This window comes from Streptomyces sp. NPDC001493 (genome assembly GCF_053597235.1).
Map to the genome: position 1 here is coordinate 145,089 of NZ_JBSFHV010000001.1, position 17,115 is coordinate 162,203.

At 73.4% G+C, this 17,115-nt stretch carries 19 protein-coding genes; 8 read left to right on the forward strand and 11 right to left on the reverse strand.

Annotated features, from left to right (window positions below):
- Positions 1-2: 2 nt before the first annotated feature.
- The 3 genes from ACWCWD_RS00575 to ACWCWD_RS00585 form a co-directional block, all read right to left on the reverse strand.
- Entirely contained in the window at positions 3-1,232 is a 1,230-nt protein-coding gene (locus ACWCWD_RS00575) for a lycopene cyclase family protein (RefSeq protein WP_450769063.1), read from the reverse strand.
- A gap of 253 nt (positions 1,233-1,485) precedes the next feature.
- Positions 1,486-1,713 (reverse strand): hypothetical protein, encoded by a 228-nt coding sequence (locus ACWCWD_RS00580; protein ID WP_450769064.1) that lies wholly within the window; start codon positions 1,711-1,713, stop codon positions 1,486-1,488.
- Positions 1,714-1,814: 101 nt separating this feature from the next.
- Positions 1,815-2,453, reverse strand: coding sequence for a sigma-70 family RNA polymerase sigma factor (locus ACWCWD_RS00585; RefSeq protein WP_450769066.1), 639 nt, complete (start codon positions 2,451-2,453; stop codon positions 1,815-1,817).
- Between the two features lie 227 nt (positions 2,454-2,680).
- On the opposite strand from ACWCWD_RS00585, the gene ACWCWD_RS00590 reads away from it, so the two are divergent.
- Together ACWCWD_RS00590 and ACWCWD_RS00595 are read left to right on the forward strand one after the other, a co-directional pair.
- Positions 2,681-3,772 carry a MerR family transcriptional regulator gene (locus ACWCWD_RS00590; protein WP_450769067.1) on the forward strand — a complete coding sequence of 364 codons (1,092 nt, stop codon included), beginning with the start codon at positions 2,681-2,683 and terminating at the stop codon, positions 3,770-3,772.
- A gap of 171 nt (positions 3,773-3,943) precedes the next feature.
- A complete protein-coding gene (locus tag ACWCWD_RS00595; protein WP_450769069.1) occupies positions 3,944-4,390 on the forward strand; it encodes a nitroreductase family deazaflavin-dependent oxidoreductase in 447 nt (148 codons plus the stop codon).
- A 115-nt stretch (positions 4,391-4,505) separates the two neighbouring features.
- Here the strand turns inward: ACWCWD_RS00595 and ACWCWD_RS00600 are convergent, their stop codons facing one another.
- From ACWCWD_RS00600 to ACWCWD_RS00610, 3 genes are all read right to left on the reverse strand, one after another.
- Complete coding sequence (locus ACWCWD_RS00600) at positions 4,506-5,621, reverse strand: acyltransferase family protein (RefSeq protein ID WP_450769071.1); 1,116 nt, start codon at positions 5,619-5,621, stop codon at positions 4,506-4,508.
- The gene (locus ACWCWD_RS00605) at positions 5,618-7,807 is read right to left on the reverse strand and encodes a bifunctional polysaccharide deacetylase/glycosyltransferase family 2 protein (RefSeq protein WP_450769652.1); all 2,190 of its coding nucleotides are present in this window, start codon (positions 7,805-7,807) and stop codon (positions 5,618-5,620) included. Before ACWCWD_RS00605 ends, ACWCWD_RS00600 begins: the two co-directional genes overlap by 4 nt.
- 62 nt (positions 7,808-7,869) lie before the next feature.
- A complete protein-coding gene (locus ACWCWD_RS00610) occupies positions 7,870-8,247 on the reverse strand; it encodes a hypothetical protein (protein ID WP_450769072.1) in 378 nt (125 codons plus the stop codon).
- A 331-nt stretch (positions 8,248-8,578) separates the two neighbouring features.
- Here ACWCWD_RS00610 and ACWCWD_RS00615 point away from each other — a divergent pair, with 331 nt between their 5' ends.
- Positions 8,579-9,613, forward strand: a complete 1,035-nt coding sequence (locus ACWCWD_RS00615) for a chitinase (RefSeq protein WP_450769074.1) — start codon at positions 8,579-8,581, stop codon at positions 9,611-9,613.
- A gap of 254 nt (positions 9,614-9,867) precedes the next feature.
- Here the strand turns inward: ACWCWD_RS00615 and ACWCWD_RS00620 are convergent, their stop codons facing one another.
- Complete coding sequence (locus tag ACWCWD_RS00620) at positions 9,868-10,434, reverse strand: NADPH-dependent FMN reductase (protein ID WP_450769075.1); 567 nt, start codon at positions 10,432-10,434, stop codon at positions 9,868-9,870.
- A gap of 126 nt (positions 10,435-10,560) precedes the next feature.
- Between ACWCWD_RS00620 and ACWCWD_RS00625 the strand changes: the two genes are divergently transcribed.
- On the forward strand, positions 10,561-11,202 hold the full coding sequence (locus ACWCWD_RS00625; RefSeq protein WP_450769076.1) for a TetR/AcrR family transcriptional regulator: 642 nt from the start codon (positions 10,561-10,563) through the stop codon (positions 11,200-11,202).
- 83 nt (positions 11,203-11,285) lie between these two features.
- Here ACWCWD_RS00625 and ACWCWD_RS00630 read toward each other — a convergent pair whose 3' ends face one another.
- The 3 genes from ACWCWD_RS00630 to ACWCWD_RS00640 all read right to left on the reverse strand — a co-directional run bounded on the left by ACWCWD_RS00630 (position 11,286) and on the right by ACWCWD_RS00640 (position 12,602).
- Positions 11,286-11,717 carry an ATP-binding protein gene (locus tag ACWCWD_RS00630; RefSeq protein ID WP_450769078.1) on the reverse strand — a complete coding sequence of 144 codons (432 nt, stop codon included), beginning with the start codon at positions 11,715-11,717 and terminating at the stop codon, positions 11,286-11,288.
- 64 nt (positions 11,718-11,781) lie between these two features.
- Positions 11,782-12,144 (reverse strand): STAS domain-containing protein, encoded by a 363-nt coding sequence (locus ACWCWD_RS00635; RefSeq protein WP_450769079.1) that lies wholly within the window; start codon positions 12,142-12,144, stop codon positions 11,782-11,784.
- A 107-nt stretch (positions 12,145-12,251) separates the two neighbouring features.
- A complete protein-coding gene (locus ACWCWD_RS00640; RefSeq protein WP_450769081.1) occupies positions 12,252-12,602 on the reverse strand; it encodes a PRC-barrel domain containing protein in 351 nt (116 codons plus the stop codon).
- Positions 12,603-12,848: 246 nt separating this feature from the next.
- Here ACWCWD_RS00640 and ACWCWD_RS00645 point away from each other — a divergent pair, with 246 nt between their 5' ends.
- Genes ACWCWD_RS00645 through ACWCWD_RS00660 form a run of 4 tightly spaced genes read left to right on the forward strand, consistent with a single transcriptional unit; the run spans position 12,849 to position 16,605 of the window.
- Entirely contained in the window at positions 12,849-14,492 is a 1,644-nt protein-coding gene (locus ACWCWD_RS00645; RefSeq protein WP_450769082.1) for a PP2C family protein-serine/threonine phosphatase, read from the forward strand.
- The gene (locus tag ACWCWD_RS00650; protein WP_450769084.1) at positions 14,489-15,580 is read left to right on the forward strand and encodes a cobalamin B12-binding domain-containing protein; all 1,092 of its coding nucleotides are present in this window, start codon (positions 14,489-14,491) and stop codon (positions 15,578-15,580) included. The genes ACWCWD_RS00645 and ACWCWD_RS00650 overlap by 4 nt, the downstream gene beginning before the upstream one ends.
- The gene (locus tag ACWCWD_RS00655) at positions 15,577-16,041 is read left to right on the forward strand and encodes an STAS domain-containing protein (RefSeq protein ID WP_450769085.1); all 465 of its coding nucleotides are present in this window, start codon (positions 15,577-15,579) and stop codon (positions 16,039-16,041) included. Before ACWCWD_RS00650 ends, ACWCWD_RS00655 begins: the two co-directional genes overlap by 4 nt.
- Positions 16,042-16,095: 54 nt before the next feature.
- Positions 16,096-16,605 (forward strand): MarR family winged helix-turn-helix transcriptional regulator, encoded by a 510-nt coding sequence (locus ACWCWD_RS00660; protein ID WP_450769086.1) that lies wholly within the window; start codon positions 16,096-16,098, stop codon positions 16,603-16,605.
- A gap of 60 nt (positions 16,606-16,665) precedes the next feature.
- Here ACWCWD_RS00660 and ACWCWD_RS00665 read toward each other — a convergent pair whose 3' ends face one another.
- Positions 16,666-17,025, reverse strand: coding sequence for an STAS domain-containing protein (locus tag ACWCWD_RS00665; RefSeq protein WP_450769087.1), 360 nt, complete (start codon positions 17,023-17,025; stop codon positions 16,666-16,668).
- Positions 17,026-17,115 lie beyond the last annotated feature (90 nt).

The window sequence follows — 17,115 nt, forward strand, 5'->3', positions numbered from 1 at the left end:
CCTCATCGGGCAGGCGGGGGGACGGGGGAGGCGGGGACGGTGGGCTCGGGGGAGAACCGGCGTGTACGGAAGGGGAGTTCGGCGACGGTCCGGAGCATCGGGACAACCGGAGTGCGGAGCCCGACGAGCAACTCCTCGCGCAGCGGGGCCGATCCGTCCAGGAAGCGGAGCAGTCGCGCGGGGGGAACCGAGCGGAAGAGACCGGTGAAGAAGGCGGCACCGTCCACCCGCCCGGTGTCCAGGGCCCGCAGCATGACCGCGTCCATGGCAAGGGACCGGGCGCGGTAGGGGGACGGCGTCCGCGGCGGCTCTCCCGCCCGCAGCGCCGCCGCCAGCGACCGGGTCTGGCGCTGCACGGCGCTGAACGTGTAGCCGGTGGAGGGCCGGGTGGCACCGCCCGCCGTACCGACGCGGAACACCGACCGTCCGGCGCGTGGCGGGAAGCGCCCGTCCGTCATGGGGATGACACCGTGCTCGGTGGCGGACACGCGGTAGGGCGACGCGCCGATGACCTCGCGGAGATGATGGTCCAACGCCCTTGCGTACGCGGCCGGTTCGAGCGGGGCGCGGGAGAACTCCGTGTACTCCACCAGGGCCGAGCGCGCGTCCAGCGGGAGCACGTACGCGAAGGACAGGCCGTGGCGCGGCTGCGGGGTCCGGAAGTCCATGAGATCGGCGGTGTCCGGCTCGAACACCGGTCGCCCGGTGTGCACGAACCAGCCGGTGAAGTGCTGGAGGAGCGTGGTCCTGGCGGCCGGCATACGGCCGGGCGGGCGAGAGTCGAAGACGTACCGCCCGGTCACGACGGTACGGCGGCCCCGGGCGTCCTCGCCGACCACCTCACCGCCGCCCCCGGCCGCGTCGCGCACCGCCCGTACGGCCAGCTCCACGCGCCCGAAGTCCCCGGCCGATTCCAGCCTCCGGTCCACCAGCCCCGTGAAGGCGTCGGACCGGAGCATCTTGTACCGGAGCGGGGACGCCACCGCCACCGTGGCCGAGCCGTCGGCGGCGCGCACCCGGAGCCGCTGCCACGACGCGGACACCGCCGCGTCGAACTCGCCGCCCGGCGGTTCCCAGAAGCACCAGGTGCGGGGCGGCGGCCGGAGCGGCCCCGGCGGGGCGTCGACCAAGAGGACGGAGAGCGGCACCCGCGCGCCCGGTGCGCACAGGCGGTACGCGAGCGACAGGCCGGCCGCTCCGGCGCCCACGATGACCACGTCGGCGTACGGCAAGGGGGACGCTCTCCTCCTCCGGCAGGGACGGACGGGCGGGTGTTCTCGGGCCGTCCGCGGTCGGGTGGCGGCACGGCGCACCGGCCGTACGGGCCGTCGTCCGAGGCCGAGCCGGTGCTGCCGCCGATACTTCCGCAGCCGGAGGCCCCCCGGACGCATCCGACGCGCGGGTGTCGCGCGTCGGATGCGCTCAGGGGCGTGGGGCCGCGCGACACCGCTTCCCGGTCCGTCCGTGGCACGCCGGCCCTTCCCCTCAGCGGCCGATCTCGGCGGTGATCGCCTCCCACACCCCCTGCGGCGGCGGGAGGGGAAGGTCTGCCGCGGTCACCGCGCGGGCGGCCGCCACCACGGCACCGAGCGCCTCGAACTCGGCACGGCAGTCCGCGCACCGGCGAAGGTGCTCCACCGCGGGGCCGTCGCGTGCGCACCGGTGGCCGAGAGCCAGCTCCGTCAGGTCGTCCTCGTGGACATGGTGCGCCATGTGCACCTCCCTCAGGACCTGCTTCCCCCCGGGACCGCCCGCCGGACGCACCCGCGGCCGTTCCGCGAAGGCGGACACGACACCGGGCGGGTGGCGCCTTGTCAGCGCGCCTCCGGGGCGGCGGCCGTGAGCGACCGGCGCATCCGCACCAGGGCCCGGCGGGCGTGGCTCTTGACGGTCCCCAGCGGAAGGCCGGTCCGTTCGGCGATCTGCACCTGGGTGAGGTCGTCGAAGAAGGCCATGCAGAGGATGTGCCGCTGCACCGCGGGGAGTTTGCACAACTCCTGGACGACCAGCACCCGGTCGAGCACGGCGGTCTCCGGCCCGGCCCCCTCGGTGCCGCGCACCTGTTCCCGCGCGGCGGACGCGGCGGCCAGCTCGCCGCGCCGGGTGCGCGCTGCCAGGGCATCGGCGACCTTGCGCCGGGTGATGCCGACCAGCCACCCGGGCAGCGGCCCGCGCTCCGGGCGGTACCCCGCGCGCCCCCGCCACGCCGCCAGGAACACCTGCTGGGTGACGTCCTCGGCCTCGCGGGCGTCGCCGAGGGAGCGCGCGGCCAGCGTGTGGACCAGGGTGCCCCACCGCTGGAAGATCCGGGCGAATGAGTCGGCGTCACCTCTGAGGAGCCCATCCGCCAGTTCTGCTGCGGCGCGGTCCTCGTCCTCGCTACGCTCCTGCGCGGGCGTGCGGACCGGCGCCTGCGCCGCGCGCTGCCCCACCGGTACGTCGACTGCGGTCATCGGTGTCCCTCCTCGTCGGGAACCCGGAAGCCCGGGAGCCCAGGACCGGGGAGGTTCCGAGCCCGGGAAGCCCCAGGGCCCGGGCGGCAGAGGGCCCCCAAGGCCGCACCGCCACCCGGTCCGGAACGCCAACGGCCCGCCGGTGCCGAGGTGTTCCGTGGTTCCAGACAACCCAACTCCCCACCGGTGCGGCAACATGCGTCGTTTCTGCGTCGTATCGTGGGGTCATGGACGCAACGAGTCGTGGGCGTACGGAAACACCGGACCCGGGGAGCGCGGACGTGACGGGAGCCGGGAGCGCGGACCTGCCGGACCCCGGGGGCGCGGACGTACCCGGCGCCGGCGCCCCCCGCCCGGCCGGGTACGACGGAGGACTGACCACCGGAGCCGTCGCGCGGCTGCTGGGCGTCGCCCCCACCACCCTCCGTTCCTGGGAGCGCCGCTACGGCATCGGGCCGGCCGAACGCGAAGGCGGCCGGCACCGGCGCTGGACCTCGGCCGACGTCGAACTCCTCATGCGCATGTGCGACTTCACCAGCTCCGGGCTGCCGCCGGCCGAGGCCGCCCGGGCCGCGCTCGCCGCCGCGCAGGGTGCCGCGGGTACACCCCCGGGGGCTATCGCCGGGCAGTCGCGGCCCGCCCCGGCCCGCCCGTCCACCGCCCCCGGCGCCCTCCCGGTCGGCCGCGGGCGCACGGAAGCCCGGGGACTCGCGCGGGCGGCCGTCCGCCTGGACGCGCGCGCGGTGGAGGAGCTGCTCGCCCGCGCTCTGGACCGGCACGGGCTCGTGGCCGCCTGGGACGAGGTCATCATGCCGACCCTGAACGCCGTGGGCCGCAGATGGGAGAGCTCCGGCGAGCGGTACGTCGAGGTGGAGCACCTGCTCTCCTGGCACGTCTCCACCGCGCTCCGGCGCGTCGCCATGGGCCCGACTCCCGCACGCGGCACCGCCGTCACCCTGCTCGCCTGTGCACCGGACGAGAACCACACGCTGCCGCTGGAGGCGCTCACCGCCGGACTGATGCAACGCGGCCTGCCCGTAAGGATGTTCGGTGCGGCCCTGCCGGTCGAGGCGCTGGAGGAGGCTGCCCGGCGCACCGGTCCGGCCAGCATCGTCCTCTGGTCGCAAGGCCGTTCGACGGCGAGCCGGCCGCTGGCCCAACGGATCGCCTCCATCGAATGGGGTGTACGCGGCGCCCGCACCGCCCCGGCCGTGCTGCTCGCAGGACCCGGCTGGGCGGGCCATCAGCCGGACGGCGTGCTGCGCCCCACCAGCCTGGCCGAGGCACTCGCCCTCCTGTCGGCGCTCGGCCGTGTCTGACCATTCCTGTCGGGCGGGCGGTGTCCGGCACGGCACCTCGCGGCGTGGCGTGGCGCGCCGCGCCGGACACCGGCTCCCGGGCGGCGGCCGGGGCGTCGGCGCTGCATGATGGACGCGGCCGTGCACGGTGAAGGTTCGGCACGGCCGCACCGAACGACGACGGGACACACCATGCCGCTCAAGGGCGAGTACGAGCCCAGCCCCACCCAGTGGGTGCGTGACCAGGTCGAGTTGTACGAGAGCTCCGGCGGGACGCAGGGCACCACGATGCGCGACATGCCGGTCGTCGTGCTCACCACCAAGGGCGCGCGCAGCGGGAAGATCCGCAAGTCCGCGCTGATGCGCGTCGAGCACGACGGCATCTATGCCGTGGTCGCCTCACTCGGCGGGGCTCCGAAGCACCCGGTCTGGTACCACAACGTCACCGCCGACCCCCGGGTCGAGCTCCAGGACGGGCCGGTCCGGCAGGACATGATCGCCCGTGAGGTGACGGGGGACGAGAAGGCCCTGTGGTGGGAGCGCGCGGTCGAGGCGTTCCCCGACTACGCCGACTACCAGAAGAAGACGGACCGGGTGATCCCCGTCTTCGTCCTGGAGCCCGCGCCGACGCCACACTGATCCGCGCGACCGCCTTTCCCCGGCAGCGGCCGCGCTCTCACGGAAGCGACCACCTTTCGTGGAAGCGGCCGCCCGTCACGGCAGGGATCGTGCTCACCCGGCAGCGGCCGCGCTCTCACGGAAGCAGCCTCGGCGACCGCCTGGCCGCCACGTCCTCCACCCAGCCGAACACGGCGACGGCGGCGGCGATCAGCGGCCAGGCGACCGCGTACTGGAACCACGTGCTCCCCAGCGGAAGATGCTTCTCCATCGACGGCACCCGCCACATCAGGTCGATCACCACCACGCTCAGCATCAGTGCGACCTCGTGCCACAGATAGATCGTCACGGCACGGGAGTTGAAGATGCGCACCACCCGCCCGAGGAACCGGCCCCGCCCGGGTGCGGCCGAGGTGCCGGGGCGGAACCGGAGCAGCAGCGCGACCGATCCGCCCGACCAGAGCGCCTGGGCGAGCGGGATGTCGTCCAGGTCGTAGCTCCCGTCGGCCCGGTGGGTCAGCGCCCACCAGGCGCCCGCGGCCATCAGCCCCGCCGCCACCACGGCGACCCGTCCGGGCCGGAGCCGGTCCAGGGTGCCGTCGCGGTGCGCGAAGCCCAGCAGCCAGCAGAAGAGGAAGACCGACAGATCGCTGATCCCGCTGCCCAGCCGGTCGTCCGGCACCTGCCACACCGTCCCCAGCAGTACCGCCGGGACGAGCGACAGGGCGAGGGCCGGCAGGGGCCACCGGGAGAAGAGGCGCAGCAGTACGGGGGAGAGCAGCACGAACCACAGATAGGTCCGCAGGTACCAGAGCACCGCCCACCCCTGCTCGCCCCAGGCGTTGCCCGGCGGGTCGCCCACCGGCAGCACCCAGTACAGCGCGTCCGGGCCCGGCGCCCACCCGTGCAACACCATCGCCGCGCCGAACAGGAGCCCGAACACCCATACCGGCACCAGGAGTCGGCGCATCCTGCCGCGGATCACCGACCATGCGGGCCGCTCCAGCGAGCGCGCCATCAGCGAACCGGCGAGCGCGAACATCACGCCCATGGACGGGAAGGCGAACCCCAGCCAGGGCCATCCGAAGGTGTGGTAGGTGACCACCCGGACGAGCGCCAGGGCGCGCAGGGCGTCGAAGTACGGGTCGCGTCCCCCGTTCCGCGCCGCCCGACGTGCCGTACGTCCCCCGGAAGCCGGGGCATCCGCCGTGGGCCGGGGCGCTGTTGCCGTCCTGCGGTGTGTGCCGGTCACCGGCCCGCCTCCGTGGGGGAGACCGGGACGCCCACCGCACCGGTGCGTTTCAGCTTCTGCCAGCGCAGCCGCCCGCCGGTGAGCGCGGTCAGGGCGGAGTGGATCAGCACCAGGTACATCATCTGCCGGTAGGCGAGTTGCTGGAGCGGCAGCATCAGCAGGTAGCGGTACTTCTCCCGGTCCAGCCGGAACGCGTAGGCCGCGCAGACCAGTTGGACGCCGAGTACGGCCAGCCATGCCAGCAGCGAGCCCGTGAAGTCGACGAAGAGCATCGCGTAGAGCGTGAACACGTCTATGAGCGGGGCGAGGAGCGGGGTCAGGATCTGGAAGAGCACCACCAGCGGCATTCCGATCCGGCCGAACCGGCCGGAGGGTCCACGGTCGGTGACCGAGCGGCGGTGCTTCCAGAGCGCCTGCATGGTGCCGTAGCTCCAGCGGTAGCGCTGACGCCACAACTGGCCGAAGGAGGAGGGCGCTTCGGTCCACGCCCGGGCGTGCTCGGCGTAGACGACCCGCCATCCCGCCCGGTGCAGGGCGATGGTGATGTCCGTGTCCTCGGCGAGCGTGTCCTCGCTCATCCCGCCGGCCTGGAGCACCGCCTCGCGGCGGAACGCCCCGATCGCGCCGGGGATCGTGGGCATGCAGCCGAGCAGGTCGTACATGCGCCGGTCGAGGTTGAAGCCCATGACGTACTCGATGTGCTGCCACGCCCCGATCAGGGTGGAGCGGTTGCCGACCTTGGCGTTGCCGGCCACCGCTCCGACCCCGGGGTCGGCGAACGGCTGGACCAGCCGCGCCACGGTGTCGGGTTCGAAGACGGTGTCGCCGTCCATCATCACCACCAGGTCGTGACGGGCCGCGCGGACACCGTTGTTGAGCGCCGCGGACTTGCCGGCGTTCTCCTGGCGGACCACCCGTACCTGCGGCAGCCCGAGCGACTCGGCGATCTCCGCCGTCCCGTCCGTCGATCCGTCGTCGACCACGACGATCTCGATGGGATGGGTGCTCGCCGCCAGTGAGGTGAGCGTGCCCGCGATGCACTCCTTCTCGTTGTAGGCCGGCACGACGACACTCACCGGGCGGACCACGTCGGGCCCCCAGGAGAACCGCCGCCGGTTCCGCCGCCGGTAGTGGCGCCCGGCGAAGAAGAACATGAGCCCGAACCTGCCGAGGACGGCGACACCGACCACCGCGAGGAGCGTCGCCAGCGCCGGTACGGTCCACTCCGCCACGGCGACGGCCACGAGCAGCCCGCGCCCCTCCCAGACGGAGGCCGCGTCCGCGGTGTGGTGCACGGCCTGCGCCGGATCGGACGTGCCGGCGGGGCCGCCGGACGGCGTTGCCGTGCCGGAGGCCTGTGCGGCCCGCTGCTGGGCGCCGCTGACCGTGGTGAAGGTGTACCCGGCGGCCTTCATCTTCTTGATGTACGCGGGCAGCGCCTTCAGGGTCTGCGAGCGGTCGCCGCCGGCGTCGTGGAAGAGGACCGAGGCGCCCTTGCCGCTCGCGGGGGTGGCGCCCCGCACGATCGCGTCGACGCCCGGCGTCTTCCAGTCCTCGCTGTCGGTGTCGACGAAGACGCTGGTGTACCCCAGCGCCCCCAGCTTCTCGTACACCGGCCAGCTGTAGTTGTCCACGGCGTCGGGGGTGGAGGAGTAGGGGGCGCGGAACAGGTTGGTGGTGATACCCGCGGCCCCGGCCAGCGCGAGCTGGGTCTGGGCGATCTCGCGCTTCACGCGCCCCGCGCTCTGGTAGGACAGGTCGACGTGCGTGAAGGTGTGGATGCCCACCTCGTCCCCGTCCGCGACCATCTTGCGCACCACGTCCGGATGGCGCGCGATCATGGAACCGACCAGGAAGAACGTGCCGGGCACGTCGTTGGCGTCCAGGACGTCGAGCACCCGCTCGGTCCACTCCGGGTCGGGTCCGTCGTCGAAGGTCAGGACAATCGTCTTGTCCGGTACGGACTCCGAGCGCGCCTTCCCGTCCCGGAAGCTCAGGAAGGGGCCACCGTCCAGCACGCTCTGCGGCACCTCGTCCGAGGCGGCTCCCGAGCGCACCCGCTGGTCGCCGCCGACCTCGGAGCGCAGATAGCCGTCCAGCAGGAGGGTGCTCACCAGCCCGAGCAGCAGCAGGAGCGCCAGCACCGCGCGGGGACGGGGGACGGCCTGGCGGCGGACGCGTTCCATCCGGCCCGGAGTCGCGTGCCGCGCACCCCGGCCCGAACCCCGGCGCCGCCGTGCGGCGGCGCTCACCGGGCATCCGCGGCGACACCGGCGGACTGCGTGGCCACGCCGGTGGGCGGTGTCGCCGCGCCGGTGGGCCGCGGGGAACCGTCCGGGGGCGCGGCGCCATCGGGGGCGGCCTGTGCCGGCCGGCCGGTGCCGAAGGGCAGCAGCTGTGTGGGCGACAGGGAGAGGCCGCCCATGAAGGCGAGGCCGAGCACCACCGCGTACCCGACGACGGCGAGCCCGAGCACGGCCCCGGCGCGCCGCAGCAGCCGGGCCCGGCGCCCCGAGGCGTCGACGAACACGGGCCCCTCGCCGGGCTCCGGCCGCGCGGGACCGGCGTGCCTGCGGCGGCGGCCGTGCGGCGTCGGGGGTTTCTGGGGAGCGGTGTCGGCATGCATGAGCGCATGGTGGCGGGCGGCGATGTGCGCACCGTGGCAGAACCCTGGGCGCGCCCTGTGGAAGGGCCCCCAAGCTGTCGGACCACTGAGAGTCCGGTCCGGCGGGCGGCGCCGTACGGCCGGTCAACTCGCACTGTGCGTACGGAAACCGGCGCGTCCGGCGGCCGCGGCGGAGCCCCGGATGTGAGATGCGCCGGTTCGGCGGAGCTCCGGACCGTGAGAGCTTTGCGGTGAATGCCGCCCCTTTTCGCCCCCGTCCCCCGTCCCCGTCCCCCGTCCCGCGACACTTCGCACTTCGGACTTCGGACTTCGGACGAGAGAGCAAGTGCCCATGCCTGGAACACCATCCGTGCGCGAAGTGTCGAAACGCGTCGGTCCGGCGCTCGCCGGGCTGGCCGCCCTCGCGCTGGCCTGCGGCGGATGCGCCACCGGTACGGTCGCCGACCAGAGCGGCAACGTGCCCGCACCGCCCAGCGGTTCGTCCGGCACGGCCGAGGGGCCCGCGTACACCCCGTACGTCAGCGCGACCACGGCCTCGGACACCGACCGGGCGGGTTCGCCCGACACGTACAACCTGGCCTTCGTCGTCGCGGACGGCGGCTGCACCCCGAGCTGGGGCGGCAGCGCGGCGGCCGACGACGCGGCGGTGGCCGCACGGGTCGCCGCACTCACCGCCTCGGGGGCGGACGTGCGGGTCTCCTTCGGCGGCGCCGCCGGCACGGAGCTGGCGCTCGCCTGCGACAGCGCACAGGACCTCGCGGACGCGTACGCGGAGGTGCTGGACGCGGTCGGCGCGGACAAGGCGGACTTCGACATCGAGGGGACCGCGCTCACCGACCGGGCGTCCGTGGTGCGCCGGGACCGGGCGATCCGGCTGCTCCAGAAGTCCCGGAACCTGGACGTCACGTACACGCTTCCGGTGATGCCGGACGGCCTGGAGGCGAGCGGGCTGGCGTTGCTGGACGACGCGGTCACCGAGGGCGTCGCGCTCTCGGCGGTCGACATCATGGCGATGAACTACAGCACGTCCCACGACGGAGACATGGGGGAGTACGCGGAGCAGGCGGCCCGCGCCGCGCACACGCAGCTCGCGAAGGCGCTGGACCTCGGCTCCGGGCAGGCGTGGAACGCCCTGCACCTCACCGTGATGGCCGGAGTCAACGACGTGGCGGGGGAGACCTTCACCCTGGCCGACGCGGCCTCGCTGCGGACCTTCGCCGAGCGACACGGAGTGGGCGCACTGTCGCTGTGGGCCACCTTCCGCGACCGGGCCTGCGCCGGAGGCGGTACGACCGCGGCGGACGACTCCTGCAGCGGCGTCGCGCAGGAGGACGGGGCATTCGGCGCGGCCCTGGGCGGGGTCTGACCCTGCGCGCCGGACATGACGACGTGAGGCGCCGCCCCGCCGGAACGGGACGGCGCCTCACGGGCGTATCAGGGCGTGTGTCGAAAGTGGCGCCGTCCGCCCGGAGGGCGGGTCCTGCGGCGTCCGGTGCGTGCGATCGCAAGGCGGAGGGTCACCCCGATACTGGATGTATCGGGGTGATCCCGACAACGCGGCGAGCGTGCGTGCCGGGCGTCGCAGGACAGGCGGGACTTCCGACACACGGCCTAGTGTGCTCAGACGGTCTGCGGCTCGGCGGTGGCCGCCTTCGCCAGCTCGGCCAGGACGGCGGTGAGCTGCTGCGCGACCTCTTCGTCGTCCGCCGGGTGCGTCTCGGCGAAACGGACGACCGAGCCGGGCACGGAGAGCTTGACCTCTTCCAGCACGGAACCACCGGCGATGCCGACGGCCTTGCGGGCGTCGTCCTGGGCCCACACGCCACCGAACTGGCCGTAGGCGGTGCCGACGACGGCGACCGGCTTGCCGGTGAACGAGCCGGCGCCGAACGGGCGGGAGTACCAGTCGATCGCGTTCTTCAGGACGGCCGGGATGGTGCCGTTGTACTCGGGGGAGAAGAGGAGGAACGCGTCGGCGCTGTTGGCGGTCTCGCGGAGCTTCGCGGCCACGGCCGGGAGCTTGCCCTCGACGTCGATGTCCTCGTTGTAGAAGGGCAGGTCGGCGATCTCGTCCTGGATCACGACCTCCACGCCCTCGGGAGCGAGCTTCACAGCGGCCTCGGCCAGCTGACGGTTGTGCGAACCGGAGCGGAGGCTTCCGACGAGAGCGACGATGCGAGTGGACATGGGGGACTCCTGTGAAAAGCGCCGGGCTCGGCGGCGGAAAAAGTAACCGGACCGTGGTCCGGTAATGGGTATAGCACGCCAAGCGGACCGGGGTCCACTTCGCGTGGAGGGCGTTACCCTGGTGCGATGACCGCGCAGACCGGATCCGAAGAGGCTTCCTCCGCCCGCCCTGTCACGCTGCTGCCCCTGGCCGGTCATGAGCCCCAGGAGCGCGCCGACGCCGCCCGCAACCGTATCCGCCTGCTGGAAGCCGCATCCCGGCTGGTCCGGGAGGTGGGGGCCGAGCACGTCACGATGGAAGCCGTCGCCACCGCGGCCTGCGTCGGCAAGGGCACCGTCTTCCGGCGCTTCGGCGACCGGGTCGGCCTGATGAACGCGCTCATCGACCACGCCGAGAAGGAATTCCAGAACGCGGTCATCTGCGGACCGCCGCCGCTGGGCCCCGGCGCACCGCCGCTGGCGCGGCTGGAGGCCTTCGGTGTCCACACCATCCGCCACATGATGAAGTACGTCGATCTGTACGTGGAGGCGGACAACTGCCCGACCCGCCGCTACAGCGCGCCCGCCCGCACGGTGCGTGCCTCCCACGTCACCGACCTGCTCCGGCGGGCCGGCGCGACCGGCGACCTGGAGATGCTGACCCAGGTGCTGCTCGCCTACCTGGACCCCTCGTTCCTCAACCACCACCGCAACGGCCGATGTTTCTCGGCCGAACGCATCGAGGACGGCTGGAAGGACCTGGTGGCCCGGGTCACCCACCGCTGCTGAACCGCCGGAAGCCACCGGTGCGCCCGGTGGACGGGGAGGCCGCGACGGCGGGGCCGCGAGGCACCGCTTCGGAACGGGCCGCCTCAGAACAAGGTGATGAGCACGCTGATCCGCTTGCCGCGCGCCTGCCGGGTGATGGTGACCCGCTTCGAGAGCCGCCGCACCAGCGGCCAGCCGTAGCCCCCGACCCGTACGGTGTCGGGAACCGGAACCACGGTCCGCGGCTCCGCCGGACTGGCGTCCGCCACGTCCAGCAGCAGCCCCTCACCGCTGAGCCGGGCACTGAACCCGGTGAGCCCGCCCCCGTGGCGGATGGCGTTCGTGACGAGCTCCGACGTCACCAGCAGCGCGTCCGAGATGACCACGTCGTCCGGGTCCATGCCCCCCAGCGTGCAGAACTGCTCGTCCAGCAACTCGCGCACGATGGCGCGTGCGGCGGCGGCGTCGCCGGGCAGGGCGAGCTCCGTGCCGACGGGTCCCCCGTCGTCGCGGCCCACCGGATGTTCCCTGCTCACGTGCTCCTCCGCCCCCTGGAACACGGCCCCGTCGCGGTGACGGGCCGTGCGTGTCGTGCCGGCTTCAGCATGTGGCCGCCTCTTCCACGCTCGTGGCCATGGTGAAGGCGCCCGCCGTGCCGGTGACGTCGAACAAGCGACGTACGGCGGTGCGGAAAGGGCCCGCGAGCACCAGTCCCACGCCGGCCGCTTCATGACGTGCGCGGGCGTCGAGCAGGGTGTGCAGTACCGCGGAGTCCGCGAATTCCGTCTCCGACAGGTCCACCACAGTACGTTCTTTTCCCTCGCGCAACGCCGCCCCGAGGGCCTCGGCCAACTCGGGCGCTCCGGAATTCTCGTCGGCCTCGCCCCGTACCCGGACAAGCGTGAACCCGTCCGTCCGGACCAGGAACGCCGTCCCCCTGGCCGGTCTCTTCCGCCCGGTCATTTCACTGATGGCGCTTCACCCCGGAGTCGTACGAGAGGACGGACGAGGAATGCCGTACCGGGCCGGCGACGGTCGTCCGTACGCGGCCCGGACGGAAGAGATCTGCGTCACGGTGTCAGGATTCCGGCGTAATAGGCGCCGAGGCGCGTCAAATAGGCCGGGTCATTGGTGTCCTGGTCGCGGGCGAACCGAGGGGCACCCTTCACCTGCTCCTTCGTGCAGAGCAGGGTGATCACCCGGTGTTCGGCATCCACCCGCGCGACCATACCCATGGGAATGGCGGTACTGCGACCGAATTTCCACAGACCGGTGTCGACGACCAGGTGGTCGAATTCGGGGACGAGGGAACGCCGGTCCACCGTTCCCAGAGTGTCGTCGGAAGCCTCGACCGAGAACTCGGTCGGATCCGTCCCGGCCAGGACATCGATCGCGACAGGGCCGCACCAGACATTTCTCATGTTCTCGCCTTTCCTCCCGCACGCGGCTTCGCGTGGGTCTCCACGACCGCTTTCCCCGAGTGCCGGAACTCACACAGGAAGACATCGCGCGCGCGAGGGGCGCCCCGTCGCACCCGCGCGCCGGGGTGCCCCGGGCCATGACGGGTTGCCAGGAGTGCCTCCGGTGGAGGAGTGTTGCCGGGGGGCAATGATTCTGTCGTCGAGTTGATGAGGTGAGGGGTTCGCGCAGCGGGCCTTCTTCGTTTGGTGACTTCCGCGAACCGGGCGCCCGCCGCCCGTGCGAGCACTCAGGCCGAACCGGTCTGGGACACCGCTCCCTGCCCCGCCCTGGTCGTGGGGCCGAGGGGAGCGGTCGAGCGGGCCAATGACGCCGCGGCCGCCCTCTTCCCCGAGGCCCGCCCCGGCACGCCCCTGACGGACGCCGTCCCGTCCTGGCTGGCGGACGCGCACCTGGTGCGCCGGACCGGAGAAGGCCCGGCCACGGCCGCCGGCCCCGTCGGCGACCGCAGCTTCGAGGCGCACCCGGCCGGTCGGGAGGACGGCGGCGTGGTGTGGTGGCTGGTGGACGACACCGACCGGCGGCGCGCCACCGAGGCGCTGCGCGGGGAACGCGAACGCACCGCCTTCCTGACCGAGGCGTCCAACCGGCTGCTGTCGTCGCTCAACCTCGACAAGTGCGCCGAGGCGACCGCCCAACTGGCCGCCGCGCACCTCGCGGACGCCGCCCTGGTGGTCGCCCCGTCCACCGGCGGCACGCTGATCGCCCGCTGCTCCGGCGACGGCACCCCCACGCTCACCCGGGAACGCGTCGACCCCGAAGCGGTGCCCGGCCTCGCCGAGGCGCTCCAGGGGTTCCCGCCCGTGCCGTCGCGGTGGATGGACCCGGCCCTCGCCCCGTCGTGGGTGGTGCCGAGGGACATGGCGGACGACGTGGGCTCCATCGTCGTCACCCCGCTGCCCGGCCACGGCGTCCCGGCCGGCGCGCTCATCCTGCTGCGCCGGGGCGAGCACCATGCGTTCAGCCAGAGCGAGGAGACCTTCGCCCGGCTGTTCGCCGCCCGGGCCGGAGCTGCGATGTCCGCCGCCCGCATGTACGCCGAGCAGGCGTCGATCACCGAGACGCTGATGCGCGAACTCCTGCCCCCGGTCCTCCACCAGGTCTCCGGAGTGGAGTTCGCCGGCGGGTACCGCGCCTCGCGCGACACCGAGCGCGTGGGCGGCGACTTCTACGACGTGCACCCCGCGGCGGTCGAGGGCGAACCCTCCCTCGCCGTGCTCGGGGACGTGTGCGGCAAGGGCCTGAACGCCGCCGTCCTCACGGGGAAGATCCGCAACACCCTGCACGCGCTGCTGCCGATGGCCGACGACCACCAGCGGATGATCGACCTCCTCAACGGCGCGCTCCTCAACTCCCACCACGCCCGGTTCGCCACCCTCGTACTCGCCTCCGCGGTACGCGAGTCGGCCTCGGTCCGGCTGCGGCTGACCAGTGCCGGGCACGCCGCTCCGCTGATCGTCCGCGCGGACGGGACGGTGGAGGAGGCCGCCACCCGGGGCACCCTGGTGGGCGCGCTCCCCGAGGCGAGGGCCGAGACGGTGGAGGCCGTCCTCGCGCCGGGGGAGAGCTGCGTGATGTTCACCGACGGGATCACCGAGGCCAGGGGCGGACCCCTCGGGGACTCCCTCTTCGGCGAGGAGCGGCTGCGGAGCGCGCTGTCGCGGTGCGGAGGAATGCCCGCCGAGGCCATCGTCGAGCACATCCAGATGCTCGCGGCCCAGTGGGTCGGTGCGGGACGCCACGACGACATGGCCGTCGTGGTCATCGCCGCTCCGCGCACCCACCACCTCAGTGCGGTGGACGGCCACACCCGGGGCAGGTTCACCGCATGACCACGACGCACACCCTGGCACCGGACCACTCGCTGTCGCAGCTCCGGGACGCACTGTGGGACGCCGTCCTGGAAGGGGACGAGTACACGGCCACCGGCCTCGTGCTGGACGCCCACCACGACGGTGCGGACGCCGAGAGCCTCCTGCTGGACGTCATCGCGCCCGTGCAGGGCATGGTCGGCGTCGAGTGGGCCGCCCATCGCATCACCGTCGCCCAGGAACACGCGGCCACCGCGATCAACGACCGGGTCGTCGGCGCCCTCTCCCGGAGCCACGCGACGAGCGGGACCCGTACCACCGGCGTGTCCGGGCGGGTCACCGTCGCCTGCGTCGACGGCGAGTGGCACGCCCTGCCGGCCCGCATCCTCGCCGAGGTGCTGACCCTGCGAGGCCTGCGGGTCGACTTCCTCGGCGCCCAGGTCCCCACCGCCCACCTGATCGCCCATCTGCACCGCACCGGTGCCGACGCGGTGGCCCTGTCCGCCTCCCTCGCCACCCGGCTGCCCGTCGCCCACGCCGCGATCACCGCCTGCCAGGCGACCGGCACCCCGGTCCTCGCCGGAGGCGCGGCGTTCGGCGCGGACGGCAGGTACGCACGCCTGCTCGGGGCGGACGCCTGGGCCCCCGACGCCCGCGCCGCCGCCGGTCTCCTGGCGGCGGGCATCACCCCCCGTACGCCGCGCGTCCACCAGCCCATCGACGACCTGCCCCACCTCGGCGACCAGGAGTACACCCTGGTGGTGCGCAGCAAGGCGCAGCTGGTGAAAGCGGTGCTCGTCGGGCTCGACGAGCGCTTCCCCGGGGCGCGCGACTACTCCGAGGAGCAGCGCGAGCGGACGGCCGAGGACGTGGCGCACATCACCGACTTCCTCGCCGCCGCCCTCTACACCGACGACCCGGAGCTCTTCACCGGATTCCTCGACTGGACCGGGGACATCCTGACGGCCCGCGGAGTACCCGCGCTCTCCCTCGTACCGGCGCTGGAGGTGCTGGGCGAGGAGCTCAGGGACTTCCCCCGGGCCACCCACCACCTCCGCCTCGCGGCCGCCCGCCTCCGTCCGAACACCCCCCACGGGAAGCACGCATGACGACCACGCCCTCCGACGCCTTCCGGCTCAGCACGCGGTACGACGCACCGGGCGCGGTCCTGGTGGAGTTGCGCGGAGACCTCGACCACACCCATGCCGACACGCTGCTCGACACCGTCGTGGAGCAGTTGGCCGGGCACCAGGGCGTACGCGAACTCCGGCTCGACTGTGCCCCGTTGGACACGATCGACTCCTCCGGGCTGGCCGCGTTGATCATGATCCGCAGACGGGCCGACCAGGCGGGCGTCCGACTGGTGCTGGACGGGCGCCGAGCCGCGCTCGACCGGCTGCTGGAGGTCACGGGTACGCTGGAGTACCTCACCACGCCTCCCGCGCACGCGGAGCGGACCCCGGGGCAGAGCATGCGGACCACCTCCACGTCCGCGCACGAGGTCCCCTCGGCCGTCGAGGGCGTACGACACCGCTCGGCCCGACCCGCCGGCCCGGACGGCACAGCCTGACGCACGCCGTGCGCCCGGCCCGCCCCGGGACACCGGGAACAGAGGGGGAACGTCATGACGTCCGACGCCGAGGTCGCGCCTCAGGGCCCCGACGACGTGGCGTCCGCGGCGGGCGACATCGTGGAACTGCTCGACCTGCTGTGGGAACGGACCCGCGACCGGGGCTGGGCGGCCCCCGCGTCCCTGGCCCAGCTCCGCCTGATGTACGCCGTCGACCGCGAGGACGGCATCAGGATGCGGGCGCTCGGCGCCGTACTGAACGTGTCCGCGCCCTCGCTCAGCCGGCTGTGCGACCGGCTCCAGTCCGTGGGCTTCGTCGAGCGGCGGCCCAGCCCCGACAGCGGACGCGAGGTGACGCTGAGTCTGACGACGCGGGGGCACGCACACCTCGCCGAGGTGCGCAGGAAGCGGGGCGAGGTGCTGACCACCGCGATCGACAGCATGCCCGCCGGGCAGCGCGCGGAGCTGGCCCAGGGGCTCACCGGGCTGCGGGACGCACTGGGCGGCCGCCCGGTGGCCCATCGGATGTTCGCCGGGCCCGTCGTGCGCGGCTCGGCGGAATGAGCATCAACCATGCTCACCTGAGGGCATGTTGACGTAGCGTCAGCCAGTGCGGTGCTCGCGTCAGCCCGTGCGGTGCTCGGGGGCGTCCCCGGCGTTGCCCACCATGACGAAGTGGTCCAGCGTTCCGGTCACGGTGAACAACCGCCGCACCTGCGGGCGGAGCGGCCCTGCGATGATGAACGCCCGCCCCCGGAGCCGGTGTCCGCGCTCCGCCATCAGCAGTTCGTTGAGCAGCCCGCTGTCCCCGAAGGTGACACCCGACAGGTCGACCACCGTGGCGGGCAGGTTCGCCTCCGCCGCCTCCTCCCAGGCCGCGGAGAGGAGATCCCGCTCCGCCTGGTCGACCGCGCCGGTGACGCCGATCACGAACACGTCCGGCGCTCTCGCCACCCGCACGGTGGCACTTTCGTCCCAGGTCATGGCCCCCATTTTCACAGCACCGGAGCGACGCCCGGACGACACCCCCCGGATGTGCGGTCGGAGAGATTCCGCCCGCACATCCGGGGGGTG

Bases quoted from the DNA above. Each gene is read 5' to 3' on its own strand.
- ACWCWD_RS00665 (WP_450769087.1), bottom strand. From the start codon at position 17,025: ATGACCTGGGACGAAAGTGCCACCGTGCGGGTGGCGAGAGCGCCGGAC.
- ACWCWD_RS00625 (WP_450769076.1), top strand. From the start codon at position 10,561: ATGACCGCGCAGACCGGATCCGAAGAGGCTTCCTCCGCCCGCCCTGTC.
- ACWCWD_RS00610 (WP_450769072.1), bottom strand. From the start codon at position 8,247: ATGCATGCCGACACCGCTCCCCAGAAACCCCCGACGCCGCACGGCCGC.
- ACWCWD_RS00635 (WP_450769079.1), bottom strand. From the start codon at position 12,144: ATGACCGGGCGGAAGAGACCGGCCAGGGGGACGGCGTTCCTGGTCCGG.
- ACWCWD_RS00595 (WP_450769069.1), top strand. From the start codon at position 3,944: ATGCCGCTCAAGGGCGAGTACGAGCCCAGCCCCACCCAGTGGGTGCGT.
- ACWCWD_RS00615 (WP_450769074.1), top strand. From the start codon at position 8,579: ATGCCTGGAACACCATCCGTGCGCGAAGTGTCGAAACGCGTCGGTCCG.
- ACWCWD_RS00660 (WP_450769086.1), top strand. From the start codon at position 16,096: ATGACGTCCGACGCCGAGGTCGCGCCTCAGGGCCCCGACGACGTGGCG.
- ACWCWD_RS00605 (WP_450769652.1), bottom strand. From the start codon at position 7,807: ATGGAACGCGTCCGCCGCCAGGCCGTCCCCCGTCCCCGCGCGGTGCTG.
- ACWCWD_RS00655 (WP_450769085.1), top strand. From the start codon at position 15,577: ATGACGACCACGCCCTCCGACGCCTTCCGGCTCAGCACGCGGTACGAC.
- ACWCWD_RS00585 (WP_450769066.1), bottom strand. From the start codon at position 2,453: ATGACCGCAGTCGACGTACCGGTGGGGCAGCGCGCGGCGCAGGCGCCG.
- ACWCWD_RS00650 (WP_450769084.1), top strand. From the start codon at position 14,489: ATGACCACGACGCACACCCTGGCACCGGACCACTCGCTGTCGCAGCTC.
- ACWCWD_RS00590 (WP_450769067.1), top strand. From the start codon at position 2,681: ATGGACGCAACGAGTCGTGGGCGTACGGAAACACCGGACCCGGGGAGC.
- ACWCWD_RS00620 (WP_450769075.1), bottom strand. From the start codon at position 10,434: ATGTCCACTCGCATCGTCGCTCTCGTCGGAAGCCTCCGCTCCGGTTCG.
- ACWCWD_RS00580 (WP_450769064.1), bottom strand. From the start codon at position 1,713: ATGGCGCACCATGTCCACGAGGACGACCTGACGGAGCTGGCTCTCGGC.
- ACWCWD_RS00640 (WP_450769081.1), bottom strand. From the start codon at position 12,602: ATGAGAAATGTCTGGTGCGGCCCTGTCGCGATCGATGTCCTGGCCGGG.